Origin of the sequence: Methylobacterium sp. E-066, assembly GCF_022829635.1 — a bacterium.
Classification (GTDB): domain Bacteria; phylum Pseudomonadota; class Alphaproteobacteria; order Rhizobiales; family Beijerinckiaceae; genus Methylobacterium.
Genome location: NZ_JAKSYO010000193.1, coordinates 91368 through 110590 on the forward strand (window position 1 = coordinate 91368; position 19223 = coordinate 110590).

The window sequence follows — 19223 nt, forward strand, 5'->3', positions numbered from 1 at the left end:
CCTCCAGGTCCCGGGATTGCCGGCGCGCACAGATTCAACGAACTGCGGCGGCAGGCAAGTCCCGGGGGAGCCGGCTCAGCCGACGCCGCGCAGGTCTGGGAACGCCGGCCGGCCCGCCTGCCCCAGGCGGAAGGGGAAGGGCACGACGTTGCTGGGCATGATGTCGGGCTCGGCTTCGAGGATCTGCGGCGCGGATTTGCGCGCCTTCCCGGGCTTCGCCCAGCGTTCGAGCCGCTTGAAATAGGCCCGCCGGGTCAGCCAGATCGGAAATCGCCTGCTTTTGTGCATGTTCAACCCCTCGTCGACACGCGCGCGAATCGCGAATTCCAGTCCACGAAGCTCGATCGCTGAGTGCTGATCGAATCATGACTGTATTCGTGATACCATGCTAACGCGACAACGCTTGCATCCCCTGTTTGGGTGATGCGGGCCGGCAGGACGAGACGGCCGCTCACGCAGCCGCGGATTCCTTGGCCCGCTCCAGGGCGAGCTTGACGACGGAGACTTGGTCGACCTTGCCGGTGCCGAGCATCGGGATCGCGTCCAGCACCACCACCTCGGCGGGGATCGCCACGTCGGAGGCGCCGCGCTCCTTGGCGAAGCTCTGGTAGGCGGCCCGGGTTGCGCCCGTCTCCTGCGTGAACAACACCAGCCGCTCGCCCTTGCGCGGATCCGGCACCGCAGCGACCGCGCTCGGCTGGTTCGGCCAGAGTTCGGCGGCGAGCGCCTCGATCCCGGCGAGCGAGACCATCTCGCCGGCGACCTTGGCGAAGCGCTTGGCCCGGCCCTTGATCGTCACGAAGCCCATGGCGTCGATCGCCACGATGTCGCCGGTGTCGTGCCAGCCCTCGGGCGGCGGCTCCAGTACGCCGGGTTTTTCCGCCCGCAGGTAGCCCAGCATGATGTTCGGGCCGCGCACCGAGAGGCGGCCGGCGTCGTCGATCCCGGGCACCGGTTCCAGGCGGGTCTCGATTCCGGGCAGGATCCGGCCGACCGTGCCGAAGCGGTTGAACATCGGCGTGTTCAGCGCGACCACCGGCCCGCATTCGGTGACGCCGTAGCCCTCCAGGATCCGCAACCCGAACTTCTCCCCCCAGGTCTTGCGGGTCGAGTCCTTCACGGCCTCGGCGCCGGCCACCACGTAGCGGAGCGAGCGCAGGTCGTAGGCATGCGCAGACCGGGCGTAGCCGGTCAGGAACGTGTCGGTGCCGAACAGGACCGTGCTGTTCGAGCCGTAGATCAGCTCCGGGACAATCCGGTAGTGCAGCGGCGACGGGTAGAGATAGACCGGCACGCCCGAGACCAGGGGCAGCACCAGCCCGGCGGTCAGCCCGAAGGCGTGGAACACCGGCAGCACGTTGAACACCTTGTCGGTGGGCCCGAAATCGATCCGGGCCGCCACCTGGGCCACGTTGGCGAGCATGCAGCGGTTGGCCAGCACCACCCCCTTGGGCGTGCCCTCGCTGCCCGAGGTGAATAGCACCGCGGCCGGATCCTCGCCATTGCGCTTCACCAGGGGTCGACGGCCGGCCAGCAGCGCACGGATCTTGTCCGGCGTCGTGATCGTGGCGCGTACGTCCTCCAGATAGACCAGCTCGACCGTCCCCTTGATCGCCTCGATGAGAGTCCCGAGCCGGCCCTTCTCGATGAAGGCCCGGGAGGTCAGGATCCTGTCGACCTGCGCCGCCCGGCACGCCGAGAGCACGTTGGCCGGCCCGGCCGAAAAATTGATCATCGCCGGCACCCGGCCCGCCGACGCCAGGGCGAACAGGGTCACGGCCGCGCCGTTGGCGTTGGGCAGCATCACGCCGATCCGGCCGCCCTCGGGCACAAGCGGCATCAGCTTGCGGCCAAGCACGTTGGCGCCCAGCACCAGCCGGCTGTAGGTCAGGCGGCCGGTGACCGGGTCCTCCACGGCGGTGCGGCGCCAGCCGTGGCGGTCCGCGGCATCGATCAGCGCCGCCATCAGGCCGCGGTCGGTGTCGGCGGTGCGGAACAGCAGGTCGGACATGATGCCGTAGAGCGCCGCCCCGGCGGCCTGCCGCCGTGCCTTGCCCCGCAGGGTGTCGTCCACGGTCAGCCGCACCGGCGGCAGCACCGTCACGGTCACCTTGGGCCACCAGCGGCGGCGGACCTGCCCGCGGGACAGGCGCGAGAACGCGGTGCGCTCCAGCCCGTCGATCTTCACGGGCACGACCATGGCCCCGGACTTGTCGGCGATCAGCCCGGCGCCGTCATAGACCTTCATCAGGCTGCCGGTGACCGTGAGCCGGCCCTCGGGGAAGATGATCAGCGTCTCGCCGCTCTTGACCGCGTTGATCAGCGTCCGGGTGGCGAGCGGCCGGGTCGGGTCGAGCGGCATAGCCTTGGTGACCCGCAGGAACGGCCGGACCCACCAGCGCTGCGCGATCCCGCTATCGACCGCGAAGACCGGCTCCTGGTCGAGCAGCGACAGGGCCAAAGGCGCGTCGAGGAAGGAGACGTGGTTGAGCGCCAGGATGCAGTTCGGACCGGCTGCCGCGACGTTGTCGAGCCCGCGGACCTCCAGCCGGTAGAAGGCTCGGAACAGGATCGAGAGCGCGTCGCGGAACGGGCTGGTCGGCAGGGTTGCGAACACGACGGCGCCGACGATCAGGTTCAGCACCCCCACCAATGCGAGCAGGCTGGCGTTCGACAGGCCCGCGCCCTGCAAAGCCGCGAGCGCCAGGGTGCCGGCCACCATGAAGGCTGCCGTCACGACGTTGACCGCCCCGATGATGCGGGCGCGCATCGCCTTCTCGGTCCAGGCCTGCACGGCCGCGAAGGACGGGACGATGTAGAGGCCGCCGGAGACGGCGAGCCCGAGGAAGCCGATGGCGGTGCGCAGGCCCTCTCCTGTCTGCAGGAAGTCGAGCGGGCCGATCGCCTCCGCGGGTGGCGGCGGCACATGTCCGATGGTCCAGGCAAGGTCGAGGCCGAACAGGCCCATCAGCACCGCCCCGACCGGCGTCGGCAGCAGCACGATCCGGCCGCTGGCGAGCCACGAGGCCAGACCCGAGCCCACGGCGATGCCGATGGAGAACAAAGCCAGCAGCAGGGTGATCACGGTCTCGGTGCCGTGGAAGACATCGCGCACCAGAACCGGCAGGAGCGACAGCACCACCACGCCGACCAGCCAGAACCAGCTCACCGTCAGCGAGCCGCGCCACAGCCGCGTATCGGCCCAGAGGTCGCGCAGCAGGGACGCGGTGGAGCGCGCCACGTTGCGGTCGACATGGAGGTCGGGCGCCCCCTCCCCGGTCGGCGGGATCATCCGGGCCGAGAGCCAGCACAGGACCGCAAAGCCCATCACCAGGACGCCGAACACCAGGCCCGAGCCGCCCAGCGCCGAGGCCGCGCCGGCCGCGATCGTGCCGAGCAGGATCGCCAGGAAGGTCGCGGCCTCGACCAGCGCGTTGCCGGCGGGCAGTTCCTCGCGGCGCAGATGGTCCGGCAGGATCCCGTACTTGATCGGGCCGAACAGGGCCGCGATCGTCCCGAACAGGCCGAGCGCCACGAACAGCACCGGCACCGAATGCAGCAGGAAGCCCAGCACCGCGGTGCCGGCGGCGAAGATCTCGGCGAACTTGAGCCGGCGCGCCATCAGCGCCTTGTCGTAGCGGTCGGCCCACTGGCCGCCGAGGCCCGACAGGATGAAGAACGGCCCGATGAACACCGCGCTCGCCAGGGTGACGAGCACGCCCGCATGCGCATCCGCCTGCCCGCCGATCCCGAACAGGATCAGGAAGGCCAGGGCGTTCTTCAGGAAATTGTCGTTGAACGCCGAGAAGAACTGGCACCAGAACAGCGGCGCGAAGCGCCGGGCACTCATCAGGGAACGGAACATGGCGATCTCTCGGTTCCGAACCTGACTGGCCCAGCCGATGCGTCGAGGTCAAATCGGCCCTGCGTCGGGCGGCGGTTGCGGGGCCGCAATACACCGGTTTGGCCAGCATCCCGACGACGCCGTCATTGCGAGCGCAGCGAAGCAACCCAGTGCGGCGCGCGATCTCCGGACGTGGCGTTTCCCTGGGTTGCTTCGCTGCGCTCGCAATGACGGTTAGGCGACTACCAAGTCTGCCAGCGGATATCCCGATCCCCCCCTCATCCTGAGGTGCTGCGCAGCAGCCTCGAAGGAGCCTCCAGGGATCGCGCGGCTGGCCGGAGGGCTCCTTCGAGGCTGCTGCGCTCCGTCGCCTCAAGGTGAGGGCGGGGACGGGACTCCTGGGATAGAGAGACGTCTCTCGTTCTCGAATACGATTTAACGAGTTGCGTCCCGATCCGGCCTGGACGCGAGACGCCCCTCAAACCTTCCGGACCGCGCGCCTGTGTCCGCTCGCCATCCTGCCGATCTGGCGCTCGATGGCGATCCGCACGGAGGCGCCGAGATCGTAGGACCAGGCGACGTAGGCCCCCACAGCCGCGCTGACGACCATCACGGCGCTGGCGGCGCAGAGCGGCACCGCGAGCAGCAGGGTCAGGACCAGCCCGACCGACATCCGCTCGCCGAGCGAGGCTTGCGGCCAGGGATCGATCGGCAGGGAAAACCGTCGTCCGTTGCGCATGGCTGCGATCCTTGAGGCCGGCCGCGCGCCGATGGCGCGCGACTACGCAGGATCAACAGCGCTCGTCGGCGGACGTTGCGCGCCGGGTTCCAAAAAGACCGGCGGCCGTGACGTTCCGGCACGGTGGTGCGGCGCAACCGGGGGCGGCGACACTCGTTGCCGCAGCGGTTCTTTCACAGGGTGGGCAGGATGGCACGGGTTGCAGTCGTTACCGGAGGGACCGCCGGAATCGGCCTCGCAACCGCGCATCGCTTCGCCGCCGGCGGCTGGTCGGTGGCCGTGGTGGCACGTGATCCCGGGCGGCTCGCCGCCACCGAGCGGGCGCTCGCCGCCTACGGCCAGCCGGTCCTGGCGATCGCGGCCGACGTCGCCGATCCGCAGGCCGTCGACGCCGCCGCCGCCCGGATCGAGACCGAGCTCGGTCCGATCCGGGCCTGGGTGAACAATGCCATGTCCACCGTTGTGAACCCGGCCGACCAGATCACCCCCGACGAGTACCGGAGGGTCACCGAGACCACCTATCTCAGCCAGGTCTATGGCACCCTGGCGGCCCTGCGTTACATGAAGCGGCGCAACCGCGGCGCCATCATCCAGGTCTCCTCCGGCCTGGCGATCCGGGCGGCGCCGCTCCAGGCGCCCTATTGCGCGGCCAAGTTCGCCGTCTCCGGCTTCACCGACGCGCTTCGCTGCGAGCTGCTCCACGACAAGGTCGCGGTGAGCCTCAGCGTGGTCTACCTGCCGGCGGTGAACACGCCGCAATTCAACTGGGCGCGCAACCGCACCGGCCATCGCCAATACGCCCCGGACCCGGTCTTCGACCCGCGCCTCTGCGCCGAGGCGATCGTCTACGCGGTCGAGCACCCGCGTCGGGAGGTCTGGGTCGGGCGCTCGTCGATGATGATGGCCGCCGCGCAGGCGCTCGCCCCCGCGCTCGCAGACCGCAAGGCCGCCTCGATGTGGTCGGCCCAGCTGTCCGACACGACGATCCCCGACATGCAAGGCAACCTCTACGACCCAGTTCCGGGCGAGGTCGGCATCGACGGGCGGTTCACCGACCGGATGAAGACCACCCGGGGCGAATTCGTCACGAGCCGGACGCGCGACCTGGCGGTCGGCGGCCTCGCGGGGCTGGCGCTTCTCGGGCTCGCCGCCGCGGCCGTGGCGGCCACCCGGCCCCGGCGGGCTGCGCTGCGTGGTCGGATTCGCTAGAGAGTCCTGGTTTCAAAAGGTCTGAGATCTTTTGCGGGTCCAGGGCAGAGCCCTGGTGTTTCGGGGGGTTCCACCCCCGAACCCCGCCAAAGGGCTGAGCCCTTTGGAAAACCGGGGGACCAATCGCCAGGAGAGGCCTGACACGATGCCCGGCTATCTGCCCTTCGCGGGCGCCCTGAAGCTGCCCGCTTATACCTGCGACAATTGCGGGTTCTGGCAGCGCCATTTCGAGGCACCGCCGTCCTGCCCGCTCTGCCTCGACGCCCGCCACGTGGTGCCGCAGGACGGCTGGCGCTTCCGCACCGCCCGGGAGGCGCAGGACGCCTTCCCGTGCCATTGGCAGGAGCTGGAACCGGGCGTCTGGCGCTTCTGGAACGAGCCGGTCTCCGGCATCGGCCCCTCCGCCTACCTGATCCAGACCGAGAAGGGGAATATGGGTTTCGAGGGCTGCCCGGTCTTCAGCGAGGCCGCCCTCGACCAGATCGAGACGCTCGGCGGCATGCAGGTCCTCTCGGCCTCGCACCCGCATGCTTACGGGGCGTTGACGCAGCTCCAGGACCGGTTCGACCCGGAATTGTGCCTGCCCGCTGCCGATTTCATCTGGAGTGCCGCGCTTCAGGTGAGCTGGCCGTATGACGATTTCCTCGAACCCCTGCCGGGTCTGGAGCTGCATCGCACCGCGGGGCATTTCGACGGCCACGCCGTCCTGTACGACCGGACGCGAAAGATCTGCTTCTGCGGCGACGCCCTGAAGTTCGAGCTGGATCCGGCCGATCCGCGCCGGGCGACCACGATCTCGGCCCACAAGGCGTTCGTGCGCGGGGTGCCGCTCACGCCGGGCGAGCTGCGCCGCTACCGCGACGTGTTCGAGCGCCTCGACTTCACCCAGACGTGGACGCCGTTCGAGCCCGCTCGTAATTGCGGCCGGCGCGAGGTTCTGGCGCTGCTGGATCAGTTGCTAAGCGGCCGCGCGCATGCCGCGCCGGTACCGCTCGACAGCCTGCCGGTTCAGGACCGGTAGAGCGGATCGTTCTCCAGGCGGATTGGCCGGCCGTGCGGCGTCGCCGCGGCAGCGCGCAGGAACGCTTCGGTGCGAACGGCCACGCTGTCGGGGGCTGCGATCCCGCGCTCGGCCAGGATCGTTTCCAGGGTGGCGAGCCAAGCCCCGTAATCGGCGGCCTGCTCAGGACCATCGGCCGGCCGGATCTCCCGGCCGAGGCGGTCGGCCCATTCGGCCCAGGTGAACAGGCCGGCCTCCTGCAGGGACACCACCAGGGCGAAGACCTGTGCCTCCCAGGGTGCCGCAAAGGTTTTTGGAACCGGTTCGCTCATGCCGGGTCCAGATACGGTTCGAAAGCAGCCACCGTGACGATCCCGCCCGGATCGCCGCTCTCGCCCCACAGCTCCAGCGCCGTGAAACTGACGGTGTACAGCCAGGACGGGTTCTCGCCCGCCCCGTAGGCGTTGGTGTCGGGATACACGAAGGCGCCGTCGACGCGCTCGACCCGGCCGCGCCGGCCTCGAACATAGCGCGGCAGCCGCGTATGCCCGGTCGGGTGGATATTTCGGGCGATGACGACATCGCCGACCGCGAAGCGGGCCGGCCCGGCGGGGTCGCGACTGCTCGGGAAGCCGGCCCGGAAGCGCGCCTCCAACCCATCCCGGGCCAGGACCCGGGCCACTGCCCTGGGCGGCTCGGCGGCGCGGCCCGCCGCGATCTCCTCGGGTGTGGCGAGACCGGTGGCGGCGACCTGCTTCTCCAGGGCCGCCAGCCAGATCTCGTAGTAGCTCGACGCGAGATACTGGGCCGGCGGCAGCGATTCCCGGTTGGCGCGGCTGCCGTCGAGGTTCCAGGCGCCGGTGTAGCCCATGGCCATCGCCATCGCGAAGACCCGCCGTTCCCAGTCGGCATGGAACACCGGCTCGTCCGGCTCCGGCACCACCGGCCCGAAGCCGTGCGCGCCGCCGAGGTCCTGGGCGCCGTTCATACCGGCATCTCCGGCGGGCTCGGCGGGACCGTTCCGGGCAGGCCGGTGCCGATCATCGCGTCGCGGGTCACGAGGGCGGCCAGGGCCTCCTCGGAAAAGCCTTCGGTGTTCGCGGGCCGCATCGGCAGGACCATATACCGGGTCTCGGCGGTCGAATCCCAGACGGTGATCCGGGTGGTCTCGGGGATCGTCACGCCGAACTCGGCCAGCACGCCACGTGGGTCGATCACCGCCCGGGCGCGGTAGGGCGGCGCCTTGTACCAGACCGGCGGCAGGCCGAGCACCGGCCAGGGGTAGCAGGAGCAGAGCGTGCACACGACGAGGTTGTGGGTCTCGGGCGTGTTGGCCACCACCACCATGTGCTCGCCGCCCCGCCCGCCGATGCCGAGTTCGGCGATCGTCGGCGTGGCGTCGGCCAGGAGCCGTGCCCGGTAATCCGGATCGACCCAGGCCCGGGCCACCACCCGGGCGCCGGCATGCGGCCCGACCTTGTTTTCGTAAAGGTCCACGAGGGTGTCGAGGGCGGCCGGGTCGATATAGCCCTTCTCGGTCAGCAGGGATTCCAGCGCCCGCACCCGCGCCTCGACGGGCGAAAGATCGCTGCCGTGCGGGTGGTCATGCGTGTGCGAGTGGTCGTGCGCCTGGTCGTGCGCGTGGTCGTGGCTCATCCGTCCTCCTGGCCATCGGTATTCTGCACCGGCGCCTCGCCCACGGCCACTGCCGTCGCGATGTATCAATCATGATCGCGACGGATTGCGCGATCCTCCGGTTTTTCCGGGAGCGTTTGGTATCGGTTCAGATTTGGGACGCTACCGACGTTAGAGCAGTTCCAGTATACAAGACGATCGGGACCAGGATACGCGTATGACCGATGACATCGCGACCCAGTCGGACGGGACAGAGCGCGGCGGCGCGACCGGCTACGCCGCGATCATCGGCCAGCATCTCGCCCTACCGATCCGGGATTATTTCCAGATCGTCGAGCAGGAGCCGCTGCCGGCGCAGCTCGCCGGCCTCCTGGCGCGCTTCGAGGCCGCTTTGGCGGCGCACGGCCAAGTCGTGGCGTTCGATTTCCGCAGCGACATCATCAAGGCGCTCCCGGCCCTGCGCACCTTCGCGCTGTCCCTCGCCGGCGATGTGAGCCGGGCCGACGACCTCGTGCAGGAGACCTTCGTGAAGGCTTGGGCCAACCAGACGCGGTTCCGGCCCGGGACGAACTTCACCGCCTGGCTGTTCACGATCCTGCGCAACCAGTTCTACTCGGAGCTGCGCAAGAACCGGCGCGAGGTCGAGGACGTGGACGGCACCCATGCCAGCCAGATGACCAGCCTGTCCGACCAGGAGGATGCAAGCACCCTCAAGGTCGTGTGGAAGCAGCTCGGGACCCTCCCGGCCGCCCAGCGGCAGGCGCTGCTGCTGGTCGGCGCGGAGGGGCACACCTACGAGGAGGCGGCGAGCAAGCTCGGCTGCCAGGTCGGCACTGTGAAGAGCCGGGTCAGCCGGGCGCGCTCTTCGCTGCTCGATACCCTGGGCGTGGTGGTCGCGGGGCAGGCCCCTGCGGTGTGAGGGGGCCGCACCACGCCGTTTTTGGGAACGTGCCCGTCTCAAACCTTGCCCGTTTCAACGGCGGGGCGTGAACACGCGCTCGGGATGCCCCGGATGCTGGGATGACGGGAAGACCGAGCCTGCTCAGACCGGAGCCCGCCGCCGGTGCCAGTCGGTCGCCCGCTGGTAGGCCTGGCCGATCCGCAGGGCCATCGCCTCGTCGTAGCCCCGGCAGGTGATCTGCAGTGACAGCGGCAGCCCGGCGGCGGTGAACCCGTCGGGCAGCGCCAGGGCGCAGAGGTCCAGAAGGTTGCCGAAGCGGGTGAAGCGCGACGGCAGATGCGCCTCGTCGACCTCGGCGAGCGCCACGGCGGCGCATTCCGTGGTCGGCGTCAGCAGGGCGTCGATCCCCTCCAGGGCGGCGGCATAGGCGACCTTCATGGCGGCGCGACGCTGGAGCGTGCCGAGATATTCCTGGGCCGAGACTGTCGCGCCGGCGAGGATCCGAGCCCGCACAGCGTCGCCGAGCTGCGAGGCCGGGTCCTCGGCGAGGGCGCCGTTGACGAAATAGGCCTCGGCGTTGGTGATCCCGCTCATCGCCACGCAGTCGCTGAACCGGAACGGAAGGGCGACGTCGACGATCTCGGCCCCCTGCTGCGCCAGGATGTCGAGGGCCGCGTCGTAGGCTGCCAGCATGTCGGCGGCGACGCCCTCCCGCTCGGCTTCCGGCATCCGCCCGAGCCGCAGGCCGCGCACGCCCCGGTTCAGGGTCGACCAGGGCGCGTCCGGGGCGATCCCCCGGGTGGCGGGATCGAGCGGGTCGGGGCCGGAGATCGCCTCGTAGAGAAGCGCGGTATCCTCGACATTGCGCGCCAGCGGGCCGGGCGTGTCCAGCGTCGTCGAGAGCGGCACGATCCCCCAGGTCGAGACGCGCCCGACCGTGACCTTCAGCCCGGTCAGCCCGCAGAAGGAGGCGGGCAGGCGCACCGAGCCGCCGGTATCGGTGCCGATGCCCCAGGGCGCCATCCGGGCGGCCACCGCGACCCCGGTGCCGCTGCTCGACCCGCCCGGCGTGCGCGGCGTCTCGGGATCCCAGGGGTTCCAGGGCGTGCCGAGATGCTGGTTGGTTCCCCAGCCGCCATAGGCGAACTCCACCGTGTGGGTCTTGCCGAGCACGATCATGCCCTGCGCGATCAGCCGCCGGGCGATGGTCGCGGTGCGCTCGGCCCGGCGCGCCCGGTGGGCGGCCGAGCCGCCCATGGTGATCCGGCCCTCCAGGTCGATCAGGTCTTTCAGCACCACCGGCACGCCGTGCAGCGGCCCGACCGCGTGGCCGGAGCGGATCGCCCGGTCGGCCCCCTCGGCGGCCAGGCGCGCATCGGCGGCGAACACCTCCGTGAAGGCCTGGAGCTTCGGCTCCAACTGCTCGACCCGGCCGAGCAGCGCGTCGACCGCGTCCACCGGCGAGAGTGTCTTCGATCCGATCGCCCGGGCGAGTTCGGCCGCGGATGCGTCGACAAGATCAAAATCAGCCATCGGGATCACTGCACGCTGACGAGGGTGAGGTCGACGAACCAGGATTGCGGGGAGACGAAGCCGTGGATCTTCTTCGACATCCCGCGCGGGTTGAGATCGTGCACGATGAACAGCCACGGCGGGTTGTCCACCAGCCGCTCGTGGGCGAGCGCCGTCTGCGCGTCGATCACCTTGGTGTCGCTGGTCTCGGCGAGGGCCTTGAGGGCGGCGTCGAATTGATCGTCCTTCCAGTTCGGGAAGTTGAAGCCGCCGGGCGGGAACCGGTCGCCCGCGAAGTAGCGCGCCATCACGCTGGGATCGGACGAGGGCGAGGAGACGTTGAGCGCCATCGAGCCTTGGAGGCTCTGCGCGTCCGGCAGCGCCCGGCTGGAATTCAGAAGCACCTGCCATTCGACCACATTGAAGCTCAGCTCGACGTTGCAGGCCTGCTTCAGGTTCTCCTGCAGGTACTCGTTCATCGGCATCGGCAGCATCTGGCCGGAGCCCGAGGACGAGATCATCACCTTGAGGCTGAGCGGCTTCTTTTCCGAGTAGCCCGCCTCGGCCAGCAGCGCCTTGCCCTTGGCGGCGTCGAAAACGTAACGGTTCTTCGGGCTGCCGAAATTCGGGTCCTTGTCGTTGAGCCAGCCCGAGGCCGGCTCGGCCGTGCCGTTGAGCAGCTCGACGATGCCGGCCCGGTCGACGCAGTAATTCAGCGCCTGGCGGACGCGCACGTCCTTCAGCGGGCTGTCCTTGGCGCCGATGTTGAAGATGTACGGCCAGACATGCGGGTAGGAGCCCATGGTGATGGCGAAGCCCGCCTGCTTCAGGGACGGGATCGCGTCGGGCGCCGGCACCTCGATCCAGTCGACCTGCCCCGACCGCAGGGCCGCGACCCGGGCATTCGCCTCCGGGATCGGCATCAGCCGGACCTTGTCGACCTTGGCCATCCGGCCCGGGTCCCAGTAGCCGTCGAACTTGGCGAGATCGACCGATTCCCGCGGGGCGACGCGGGTGATCTTGAACGGGCCGGTGCCGGCCGCCGGCAGCGCCGCGACCTTGGCCCAGTCGCGCCCCGCCGTCTCGAAGGATTTCGGCGAGGTGAACAGCAGGTAGACGACCATGTCGGGGAAATACGACGCGACCTGCGTGGTCGTGATCTGAACGGTGGAATCGTCGATCTTCTTGTAGCTCCCGACCAGCGGCGCCCGGGCGCGGGAGATGCCGGCCCCCTGCGGCTCGAATTGCGGGCTGTCGTTCTTGAAGTAGCGGTCGAGGTTCCAGATCACCGCGTCGGCGTTGAACGGGCTGCCGTCATGGAAGCTGACGCCCTGGCGCAGGTGGAAGGTCCAAAGTTTCTTGTCGTTCGGATCCTGCTCCCAGCGCTCGGCGAGCGCTGGGACGATGCCAGCGAGCTTGTCGTTGTGCTTCAGGTCCCACTGCACCAGACCCTCGAAGATCGGGTAGCCGAGGAAGCGCATGCCCTCGAAGCCGTTATTGGGCATCCCGGTGGCGGTGGGGATGTCGGAGGCGGTCATGGCGATGCGCAGCACGCTCTCGGCGTGGGCCGCGGGGGCGAGGCCAAGGGAACCGGCGACGGCAGCGGCAAGCAGGCGGCGAAGTTTCATCGGATCCCGTTCGTCGAGGTTGCGGGCCGCCACCGGCAAATCCCGCGCCAGATCATGCGATAGTCCGGGCGTCCGATGACCGGGTGATGGCGCGTTTCGGCCCTTGCGCTCGGCGCGGGCTGCGCCACGATAATAAAGAATGCGCGTTGCCGGCCGCCTGAGCCGGACCGAGAGGGAGCCGCCCGTGACCGATGGGACGCCAACCACGATGAACGGGGCCGAGAGCCTCGTCCGGACCCTCGTCGCCGGCGGGGTCGAGGTCTGCTTCACCAATCCCGGCACCTCCGAGATGCACTTCGTCGCCGCCCTCGACCGGGTCGAGGGGATGCGCTGCGTGCTGTTCCTGTTCGAGGGCGGGGCCACCGGCGCTGCGGACGGCTATGCCCGCATGGCCGACAAGCCGGCCTCGACCCTGCTGCATCTCGGGCCGGGCCTCGCCAACGGGCTCGCCAACCTGCACAACGCCAAGAAGGCGCGCACCCCCGTCGTCAACATCGTCGGCGAGCACGCCACCTATCACCGGGAGTACAACGCGCCGCTGACCTCGGATATCGAGGGGCTGGCCCGCCCGATGTCGTCGTGGGTGCATACCGGCCTGAGCGCCGCGGAGATCGGATCCGACGGCGCCGCCGCCATCGCGGCCGCCCGCACCGCCCCGGGGCAGGTCGCGACCCTGATCCTGCCGGCCAACACCGCCTGGGACCCGGGCACGGGCATCGCGCCGGTGCCGCCGATCCCCGAGCGGACCAAGGCGGGGGATTCGGCCATCGCGGCCGCGGTGGCGGCGCTGTCCAGCGGCGAGCCGGTGCTGCTGCATCTCGGCGACCGGGCGGTGCAGGGCGAGGGCCGGGTGATCGCCGACCGGATCGCGCGCAAGACCGGCGCGACGCTGATGGCCATGACCTCCAACGCCCGGATCGACCGGGGCGCCGGCACGGTGCCGATCGAGCGCCTGCCCTACCCGATCGACCAGGCGATCGAGGCCCTGAAAGGTTTTCGCCACATCATCCTGATCGGCGCGACCCAGCCGGTGGGGTTCTTCGCCTATCCGGGCAAGCCGAGCCTGCTCGCCCCCGAGGATTCTTCGACCATTACCCTCGCCACCCCCGAGGAGGACCAGATCGACGCGCTGGAGCGGCTGGCCGAGGCGGTCGCCGCGCCGCCGGCCGAGACCATCGCGGTTGGGCCGCGGCCGAGCCTGCCGCGTTCGGGCGCCCTGGACCAGGACAATATCGGCCGGGTCCTCGGCGCGCTGATCCCGGAGGGCGCGGTGATCTGCGACGAGTCGATCACCACCGGCCGCAACTTCTTCGCCCTGACCCGGGATGCGGCGCCGCATTCCTGGCTGCAGCTCAGCGGCGGCTCGATCGGCCTCGGCATCCCGATGGCCACCGGCGCGGCAATCGCCTGTCCCGGCCGCAAGGTGATCAACCTCCAGGCCGACGGCAGCGGGCTCTACACTGCTCAGGCGCTCTGGACCCAGGCACGCGAGCACCTCGACGTGGTGACGCTGATCTGGTCGAACCGCTCCTACGCGATCCTGCGGGCAGAGCTTGCCAATGTCGGTGCGCACAATCCCGGCCCGAAGGCGCTGGGCATGCTGAGCCTCGACGATCCGGCGATCGATTGGGTCAGCCTCGCCCGCGGCTTCGGCGTCGAGGGCCGGCGGGTCGAGACGCTGGAGGACTTCATCGCGGCGTTCCAGCACGGGCTGGACAATCCAGGGCCGTACCTGATCGAAGTCGCCCTGTGAGCGGAGCCGCCTACGCGCTTCCTGGGCTCGAAGGCCCCGCCGAAATCCGGATCGACCGCTGGGGCTTGGCGCATATCCGCGCCGCCACCGCGCTCGACGCCTTCCGGGTTCAGGGCTTCAACGCCGCCCGGGACCGGCTGTGGCAGCTCGACCTCTGGCGCAAGCGCGGTCTCGGCCTGCTGGCGGCGGATTTCGGGCCGGGCTACCTCGCCCAGGACCGCGCCGCCCGGCTGTTCCTGTATCGCGGGGATATGGCGGCCGAGTGGGCCGCCTACGGGCCGCAGGATACGAAGGCCGTCGTCACGGCTTTCGTGAACGGGATCAACGCTTTCGTCGAATTGACCGAGACGCGGCCGGACTTGCGGCCGCCCGAATTCGCCCTGACGGAGACGCGCCCGGCCCGGTGGTTGCCCGAAGACGTGGTCCGGATCCGCAGCCACGGGCTGGTGCGCAACGTCCTGTCCGAGGTCGCCCGCGCCCGGGTGCTGGCCCGGGCCGAGACCCGCGAGGCCGGGCTTTCCACCGACGACCTGCGCAAGCGCATCAGCCCGCCGCACGATCCGGTGGTGCCGGACGGGCTCGACGCCGCCGAGTGGCCGGACGATCTCCTCGACGATTTTCGCCTCGCCACCGCGCCGGTCGGCTTCACCCCCGAGCGGATGGCGGCCCGTCGCGACGAGGCTTGGGACTGGACCAAGGTCGATGCCCACGGCGCGGTCACGCGGGGGAAGCGCGCCGCCCCGAAGGAGCCGGTCGAGGGCTCGAACAACTGGGTTGTGGGACCCGCCCGCACCGAGACCGGCCGCCCGATCCTGGCGAGCGACCCGCACCGGATCTACCTGCAGCCGTCGCTGCGCTACGCCGTCCACCTCACCGCCCCGGGCCTCGACGTGATCGGGGCGGGCGAGCCGGCCCTGCCGGGCATCTCCATCGGCCATAACGGGCAGGCCGCCTTCAGCCTGACCATCGCGCCGATGGACCAGGAGGATCTTTTCGTCTGTGAGACCGACCCGGCCAATCCGGATCGCTATCGCTACGGCGACGGACGGCAGCCGATCGAGCGCGTCACCGAAACAATCCCGGTGCGCGGCGGGCCGGACGAAACCGTGGTGCTGGGCTTCACCCGGCACGGTCCGGTGATCCGCGAGACGGCTGGCCGTGCCTTCGCGCTGCGCACGGTCTGGTCCGAGCCGGGCGCTGCCGCCTATCTCGGCAGCCTCGCCTATCTCGGCGCCACGAGCCCGGAGGCGTTCGGGCAGGCCCTGCGCCACTGGTCGGCGCCTTCGGTCAACCAGCTCTATGCCGACGCGACCGGGCGGATCGCGTGGTTCATGGCCGGCAAGGCGCCGGTCCGTCCGGCCCATGACGGGCTGCTGCCGGTGCCGGGCGACGGCCGCTACGACTGGGCCGGGTTCCACGATCCCGGCGCCCTGCCCCGCCGCATCGACCCGCCGGAGGGCTACCTCGCCACCGCCAACGAGATGAACCTGCCGCCGGATTTTCCCGCCGAGACCCGCAAGGTCGGCTTCGAATGGGCTGAGCCCTGGCGCGCCCGGCGCATCCGCACGGTGCTCGACGGCCAGAACCGGCACAGCCTGGCGGACTCCCGGGCGCTCCAGGGCGACGACGTTTCCGAGCCGGCCCGGCGTCTCGCGGAACTCGTGCGAGCGCTGCCGGCGGTGGCGGATCCCGATGTCGCGGCGGCCCGCGCCCTACTGGCGCCCTTCGACGGGACGCTGCACGAGGCCTCCGCCGGGGCCGCCCTGATCGAGCTGTTCTGGGTCCGCCACCTGCGCCCAGCTTTGCTCGAGGCCCTGGTGCCGGATGCCCGGACCCGTCGCCTGCTGCCGCCCGGTGATACCCAGAGCCTGATCGAGCGGCTGGAAAGCCGCCTCGATCCGGCCGTGCGAACAACCCTTCTGACCGAGACCTTGGGTGCCGCGTTCCGGGCGTGCTGCGCGCGGATGGGTCCGGATCCCGAAACCTGGTCTTGGGGCCGGTTGCACCACGCCCTGTTCGCCCATCCGCTCTCGAGCCTGCGGCCGGATTCGGGCTGGGATGTCGGCCCGCTCGCCGCCGGGGGCGCCGCGGCATCGGTCATGCACGCGGAGTACCGGACCGACACGTTCCAACTGACCCACGGCGCCTCGTTCCGCATGGTCGTGGATGTGGGCGACTGGGATCGGTCGGTATTCATCAACGTGCCCGGCCAGTCGGGGGACCCGGGCAGCCCGCATTACGCCGACCTGGCCCCGATCTGGGGCCGCCGGGACCATGTGCCGATGCTCTACGGCCGCGCCGCCGTGGAGGCGGCCACCGAGACGATCATCACGCTGAGCCCGGCCTCCGACTGACCGGCGGCCGGCCGAAGACGGGGACCAAAAGACCTTGAAGATTTTCATCGCCGGATTGGCCACCGAGACCAACACCTTCGCGCCCCTACCCACCGGCCGCGCGGCCTTTCTGGCCGACTATGCCCGCCGGGACGGCAGCCAAAATCCGCCTCGCCTCAGCAACATCGCCCTCAAGGCTTGGCGCGAGCAGGCCGAGGCGGAGGGGCACACGGTTGTCGAGAGCCTCTCGACCTTCGCGCAGCCGGGCGGCATCACCCTGCGGGCGGTCTACGAGGAGCTGCGCGACGCACTGCTCGACGATCTCCGGGCGGCCATGCCGGTCGACGCGGTGCTGCTGTTCATGCACGGCGCCATGGTCGCCGAGGGCTATGACGATTGCGAGGGCGACACCCTGGAGCGGGTCCGCGAAATCGTCGGGCCGGACGCCACGATCGGCGTCGAGCTCGACCTGCATTGCCACCTCACCGAGGCGATGCGGCAGAGCGCCGACGTGATCGTGATCTACAAGGAATATCCCCACACCGACATCGTCGACCGCGCCCGCGACCTTTATCCCCTCGTGGTGCGGACAGTCTCGAAAGAGATCCGGCCGGTGATGGCCTATGCCGATTGCCGGATGATCAACATGTGGCGCACCACCCGCGAGCCGGTCTCAAGCTTCGTGCGCCGGATGGAGGCGCTGGAGGGCCGGGACGGCATCCTGTCGGTCTCGTTCGGGCACGGCTTCCCCTGGGGCGACGTGCCGGATGTCGGCGCCAGGATGCTGGTCGTCGCCGACGGCGATGCCGCCAAGGCGCAGGCGCTCGCGGACGAACTCGCTGGCGCGGTCTGGGCGATGCGCGAGGAGGCGGCGAGCCGCTGCGACAGCATCGATGCCGCCCTCGACGCGGCTCTGGCCTCCGGCGACCCGCGCCCGATGGTGCTGGCCGATTTCGCCGACAATGCCGGGGCCGGCGCACCCTCCGACAACACCGCGATCCTGGCGCGTCTCGCCGAGCGCGGCATCACGGATGTGGCGCTCGGGCTGATCTGGGATCCCGGGGCGGTCGGCATCTGCCATGAGGCCGGGCTCGGCGCGCGTTTCGTGCTGCGCATCGGCGGCAAGTGCGGCATCACCTCGGGCGATCCCGTGGACCTGCGCGTCACCGTGCGGGGCCTCTCCGAGGATCATAGCCAGGGCGGTCTCAGCGGCGGCCGGGCCCGTCTCGGACCCGCCGCCTGGGTCGAGGCCGACGGGATCCACGTGGTCCTGACGCATATCCGCCAGCAGGCCTTTGCGCCCGACGCCTTCACGGGGCTCGGGCTGACCCTCGACGACAAGCGGATCGTGGTTGTGAAGTCGATGCAGCATTTCTACGCCGCCTTCGCGCCGATCGCGAGCGAGGTCCGCTACGTGGCGGCGCCGGGCGCTGTCCCGCCGGATTACGGCGCGATCCCCTACACCAAGCGCTCGGGCCGCTACTGGCCCAAGGTCGCCGATCCCTTCGCCGAGAGCGCCCGATGATCCCGGACCTGCATGTCGACGCCGCTTCCATCCTGGCGACGCTCCGTCCCTGGGTGGAGTGCGAGAGCCCGACTCACGATGCCGCCGCGGTCAACCGCATGATGGGCCTGGCCGCCCGCGACCTCGCCGTCGCCGGGGCCGCGGTCGAGACCATCCCCGGGCGGATGGGCCTGAGCGATTGCGTCCGCGCGCGCTTTCCGCACCGGCACCGCGATCGGCCCGGCATCCTCGTGCTCGGGCATCTCGACACCGTGCATCCGGTCGGCACCCTGGCGAGCCTGCCCTGGCGGATCGCGGGCGACCGCGCCTACGGGCCGGGCATCCTCGACATGAAGGGCGGCAACGTCATCGCTCTCGCGGCGATCCGCGCCCTGGTGGCCTCCGGGATCGAGACGCCGCTGCCGGTGACCTTCCTGTTCACCGGCGACGAGGAGGTCGGAAGCCCCTCGACCCGGGACCTGATCGAGGCCGAGGCCGCCCGCCACGCCTTCGTGCTGGTCCCCGAGCCCGGCCAGGCCGACAACGGCGTCGTCACCGGCCGCTACGCCATCGCGCGCTTCGACCTGGAGGCCGTGGGCCGCCCGAGCCATGCCGGCGCCTCGCCCCATGAAGGCCGCTCGGCGATCCGTGCCATGGCGCGCATGATCCTGGCGATCGACGGCATGTCAGATGCGGATTGCACCTTCTCCACCGGGATCGTCTCCGGCGGGCAATGGGTCAATTGCGTCCCGACCCTGTGCCGCGGCCAGGCCCTGAGCATGGCCAAGCGCCAGGCCGACCTCGACCGCGGCGTCGAGCGGATGCTGGCCCTGTCAGGCGAGCAGGACGGCGTCCGCTTCTCCGTGAACCGCGGCGTCACCCGGCCGGTCTGGGAGCCCGATGCCGGCTGCATGGCCCTCTACGACCAGGCGCGGCGCTTGAGCGAGGCGCTCGGCCAGCCCCTGTCCCACCGCAGCGCCGGCGGCGGTTCGGACGGCAACTTCACGGGTGCCAACGGCATCCCGACCCTCGACGGCCTCGGGCCGCTGGGCCAGGGCTTCCACACCCTCGACGAGCACGTGCTGATCGAGACGCTGCCCCAGCGGGCGCGGCTGTTCGCGGCTCTGCTCGCCAATCTCGGCGCTGCGGGCCGATCGTGAGCCCG

Annotated in this window: 15 protein-coding genes; 7 read left to right on the forward strand and 8 right to left on the reverse strand. The window is 70.4% G+C overall.

Translation table 11 applies throughout. The features are described from left to right. Window positions 1-75: 75 nt before the first annotated feature. From MKL20_RS29155 to MKL20_RS29165, 3 genes are all read right to left on the reverse strand, one after another. On the reverse strand, window positions 76-288 hold the full coding sequence (locus MKL20_RS29155; protein ID WP_243962475.1) for a hypothetical protein: 213 nt from the start codon (window positions 286-288) through the stop codon (window positions 76-78). A gap of 163 nt (window positions 289-451) precedes the next feature. Continuing rightward, on the reverse strand, window positions 452-3865 hold the full coding sequence (locus tag MKL20_RS29160) for an acyl-[ACP]--phospholipid O-acyltransferase (protein WP_244039606.1): 3414 nt from the start codon (window positions 3863-3865) through the stop codon (window positions 452-454). 457 nt (window positions 3866-4322) lie between these two features. Beyond that, window positions 4323-4583, reverse strand: coding sequence for a hypothetical protein (locus tag MKL20_RS29165; protein ID WP_244039607.1), 261 nt, complete (start codon window positions 4581-4583; stop codon window positions 4323-4325). 189 nt (window positions 4584-4772) lie between these two features. Between MKL20_RS29165 and MKL20_RS29170 the strand changes: the two genes are divergently transcribed. Both MKL20_RS29170 and MKL20_RS29175 read left to right on the forward strand, forming a co-directional pair. Beyond that, the gene (locus tag MKL20_RS29170; RefSeq protein ID WP_244039608.1) at window positions 4773-5792 is read left to right on the forward strand and encodes an SDR family oxidoreductase; all 1020 of its coding nucleotides are present in this window, start codon (window positions 4773-4775) and stop codon (window positions 5790-5792) included. Between the two features lie 145 nt (window positions 5793-5937). After that, window positions 5938-6813 (forward strand): MBL fold metallo-hydrolase, encoded by an 876-nt coding sequence (locus tag MKL20_RS29175; RefSeq protein ID WP_244039609.1) that lies wholly within the window; start codon window positions 5938-5940, stop codon window positions 6811-6813. On the opposite strand, the gene MKL20_RS29180 is transcribed toward MKL20_RS29175, so the two are convergent. Genes MKL20_RS29180 through nthA form a run of 3 tightly spaced genes read right to left on the reverse strand, consistent with a single transcriptional unit; the run spans window position 6801 to window position 8448 of the window. Beyond that, window positions 6801-7124 (reverse strand): nitrile hydratase accessory protein, encoded by a 324-nt coding sequence (locus MKL20_RS29180; RefSeq protein ID WP_243962480.1) that lies wholly within the window; start codon window positions 7122-7124, stop codon window positions 6801-6803. The genes MKL20_RS29175 and MKL20_RS29180 overlap by 13 nt on opposite strands. Next, the gene (nthB, locus tag MKL20_RS29185) at window positions 7121-7780 is read right to left on the reverse strand and encodes a nitrile hydratase subunit beta (protein WP_244039610.1); all 660 of its coding nucleotides are present in this window, start codon (window positions 7778-7780) and stop codon (window positions 7121-7123) included. Before nthB ends, MKL20_RS29180 begins: the two co-directional genes overlap by 4 nt. Beyond that, window positions 7777-8448: a nitrile hydratase subunit alpha gene (gene nthA, locus MKL20_RS29190; RefSeq protein WP_244039611.1), complete on the reverse strand. Its 672-nt coding sequence runs from the start codon at window positions 8446-8448 to the stop codon at window positions 7777-7779. Before nthA ends, nthB begins: the two co-directional genes overlap by 4 nt. 196 nt (window positions 8449-8644) lie before the next feature. Between nthA and MKL20_RS29195 the strand changes: the two genes are divergently transcribed. Further along, window positions 8645-9346, forward strand: a complete 702-nt coding sequence (locus tag MKL20_RS29195) for a sigma-70 family RNA polymerase sigma factor (RefSeq protein ID WP_244039612.1) — start codon at window positions 8645-8647, stop codon at window positions 9344-9346. 123 nt (window positions 9347-9469) lie between these two features. Here MKL20_RS29195 and MKL20_RS29200 read toward each other — a convergent pair whose 3' ends face one another. Both MKL20_RS29200 and MKL20_RS29205 read right to left on the reverse strand, forming a co-directional pair. Then, the gene (locus tag MKL20_RS29200; RefSeq protein WP_244039613.1) at window positions 9470-10861 is read right to left on the reverse strand and encodes an amidase; all 1392 of its coding nucleotides are present in this window, start codon (window positions 10859-10861) and stop codon (window positions 9470-9472) included. Between the two features lie 5 nt (window positions 10862-10866). Then, window positions 10867-12468 carry an ABC transporter substrate-binding protein gene (locus tag MKL20_RS29205; RefSeq protein WP_244039614.1) on the reverse strand — a complete coding sequence of 534 codons (1602 nt, stop codon included), beginning with the start codon at window positions 12466-12468 and terminating at the stop codon, window positions 10867-10869. Window positions 12469-12676: 208 nt separating this feature from the next. On the opposite strand from MKL20_RS29205, the gene MKL20_RS29210 reads away from it, so the two are divergent. From MKL20_RS29210 to MKL20_RS29225, 4 genes are read left to right on the forward strand one after another with little or no spacing between them, the layout of a single operon-like run. Then, on the forward strand, window positions 12677-14221 hold the full coding sequence (locus tag MKL20_RS29210; RefSeq protein WP_244039648.1) for an acetolactate synthase large subunit: 1545 nt from the start codon (window positions 12677-12679) through the stop codon (window positions 14219-14221). Beyond that, window positions 14218-16575, forward strand: coding sequence for a penicillin acylase family protein (locus MKL20_RS29215; protein WP_244039615.1), 2358 nt, complete (start codon window positions 14218-14220; stop codon window positions 16573-16575). The genes MKL20_RS29210 and MKL20_RS29215 overlap by 4 nt, the downstream gene beginning before the upstream one ends. A 34-nt stretch (window positions 16576-16609) precedes the next feature. Continuing rightward, window positions 16610-18079 (forward strand): M81 family metallopeptidase, encoded by a 1470-nt coding sequence (locus MKL20_RS29220; protein WP_244039616.1) that lies wholly within the window; start codon window positions 16610-16612, stop codon window positions 18077-18079. After that, window positions 18076-19218, forward strand: coding sequence for a M20/M25/M40 family metallo-hydrolase (locus MKL20_RS29225; protein WP_244039617.1), 1143 nt, complete (start codon window positions 18076-18078; stop codon window positions 19216-19218). The genes MKL20_RS29220 and MKL20_RS29225 overlap by 4 nt, the downstream gene beginning before the upstream one ends. Window positions 19219-19223 lie beyond the last annotated feature (5 nt).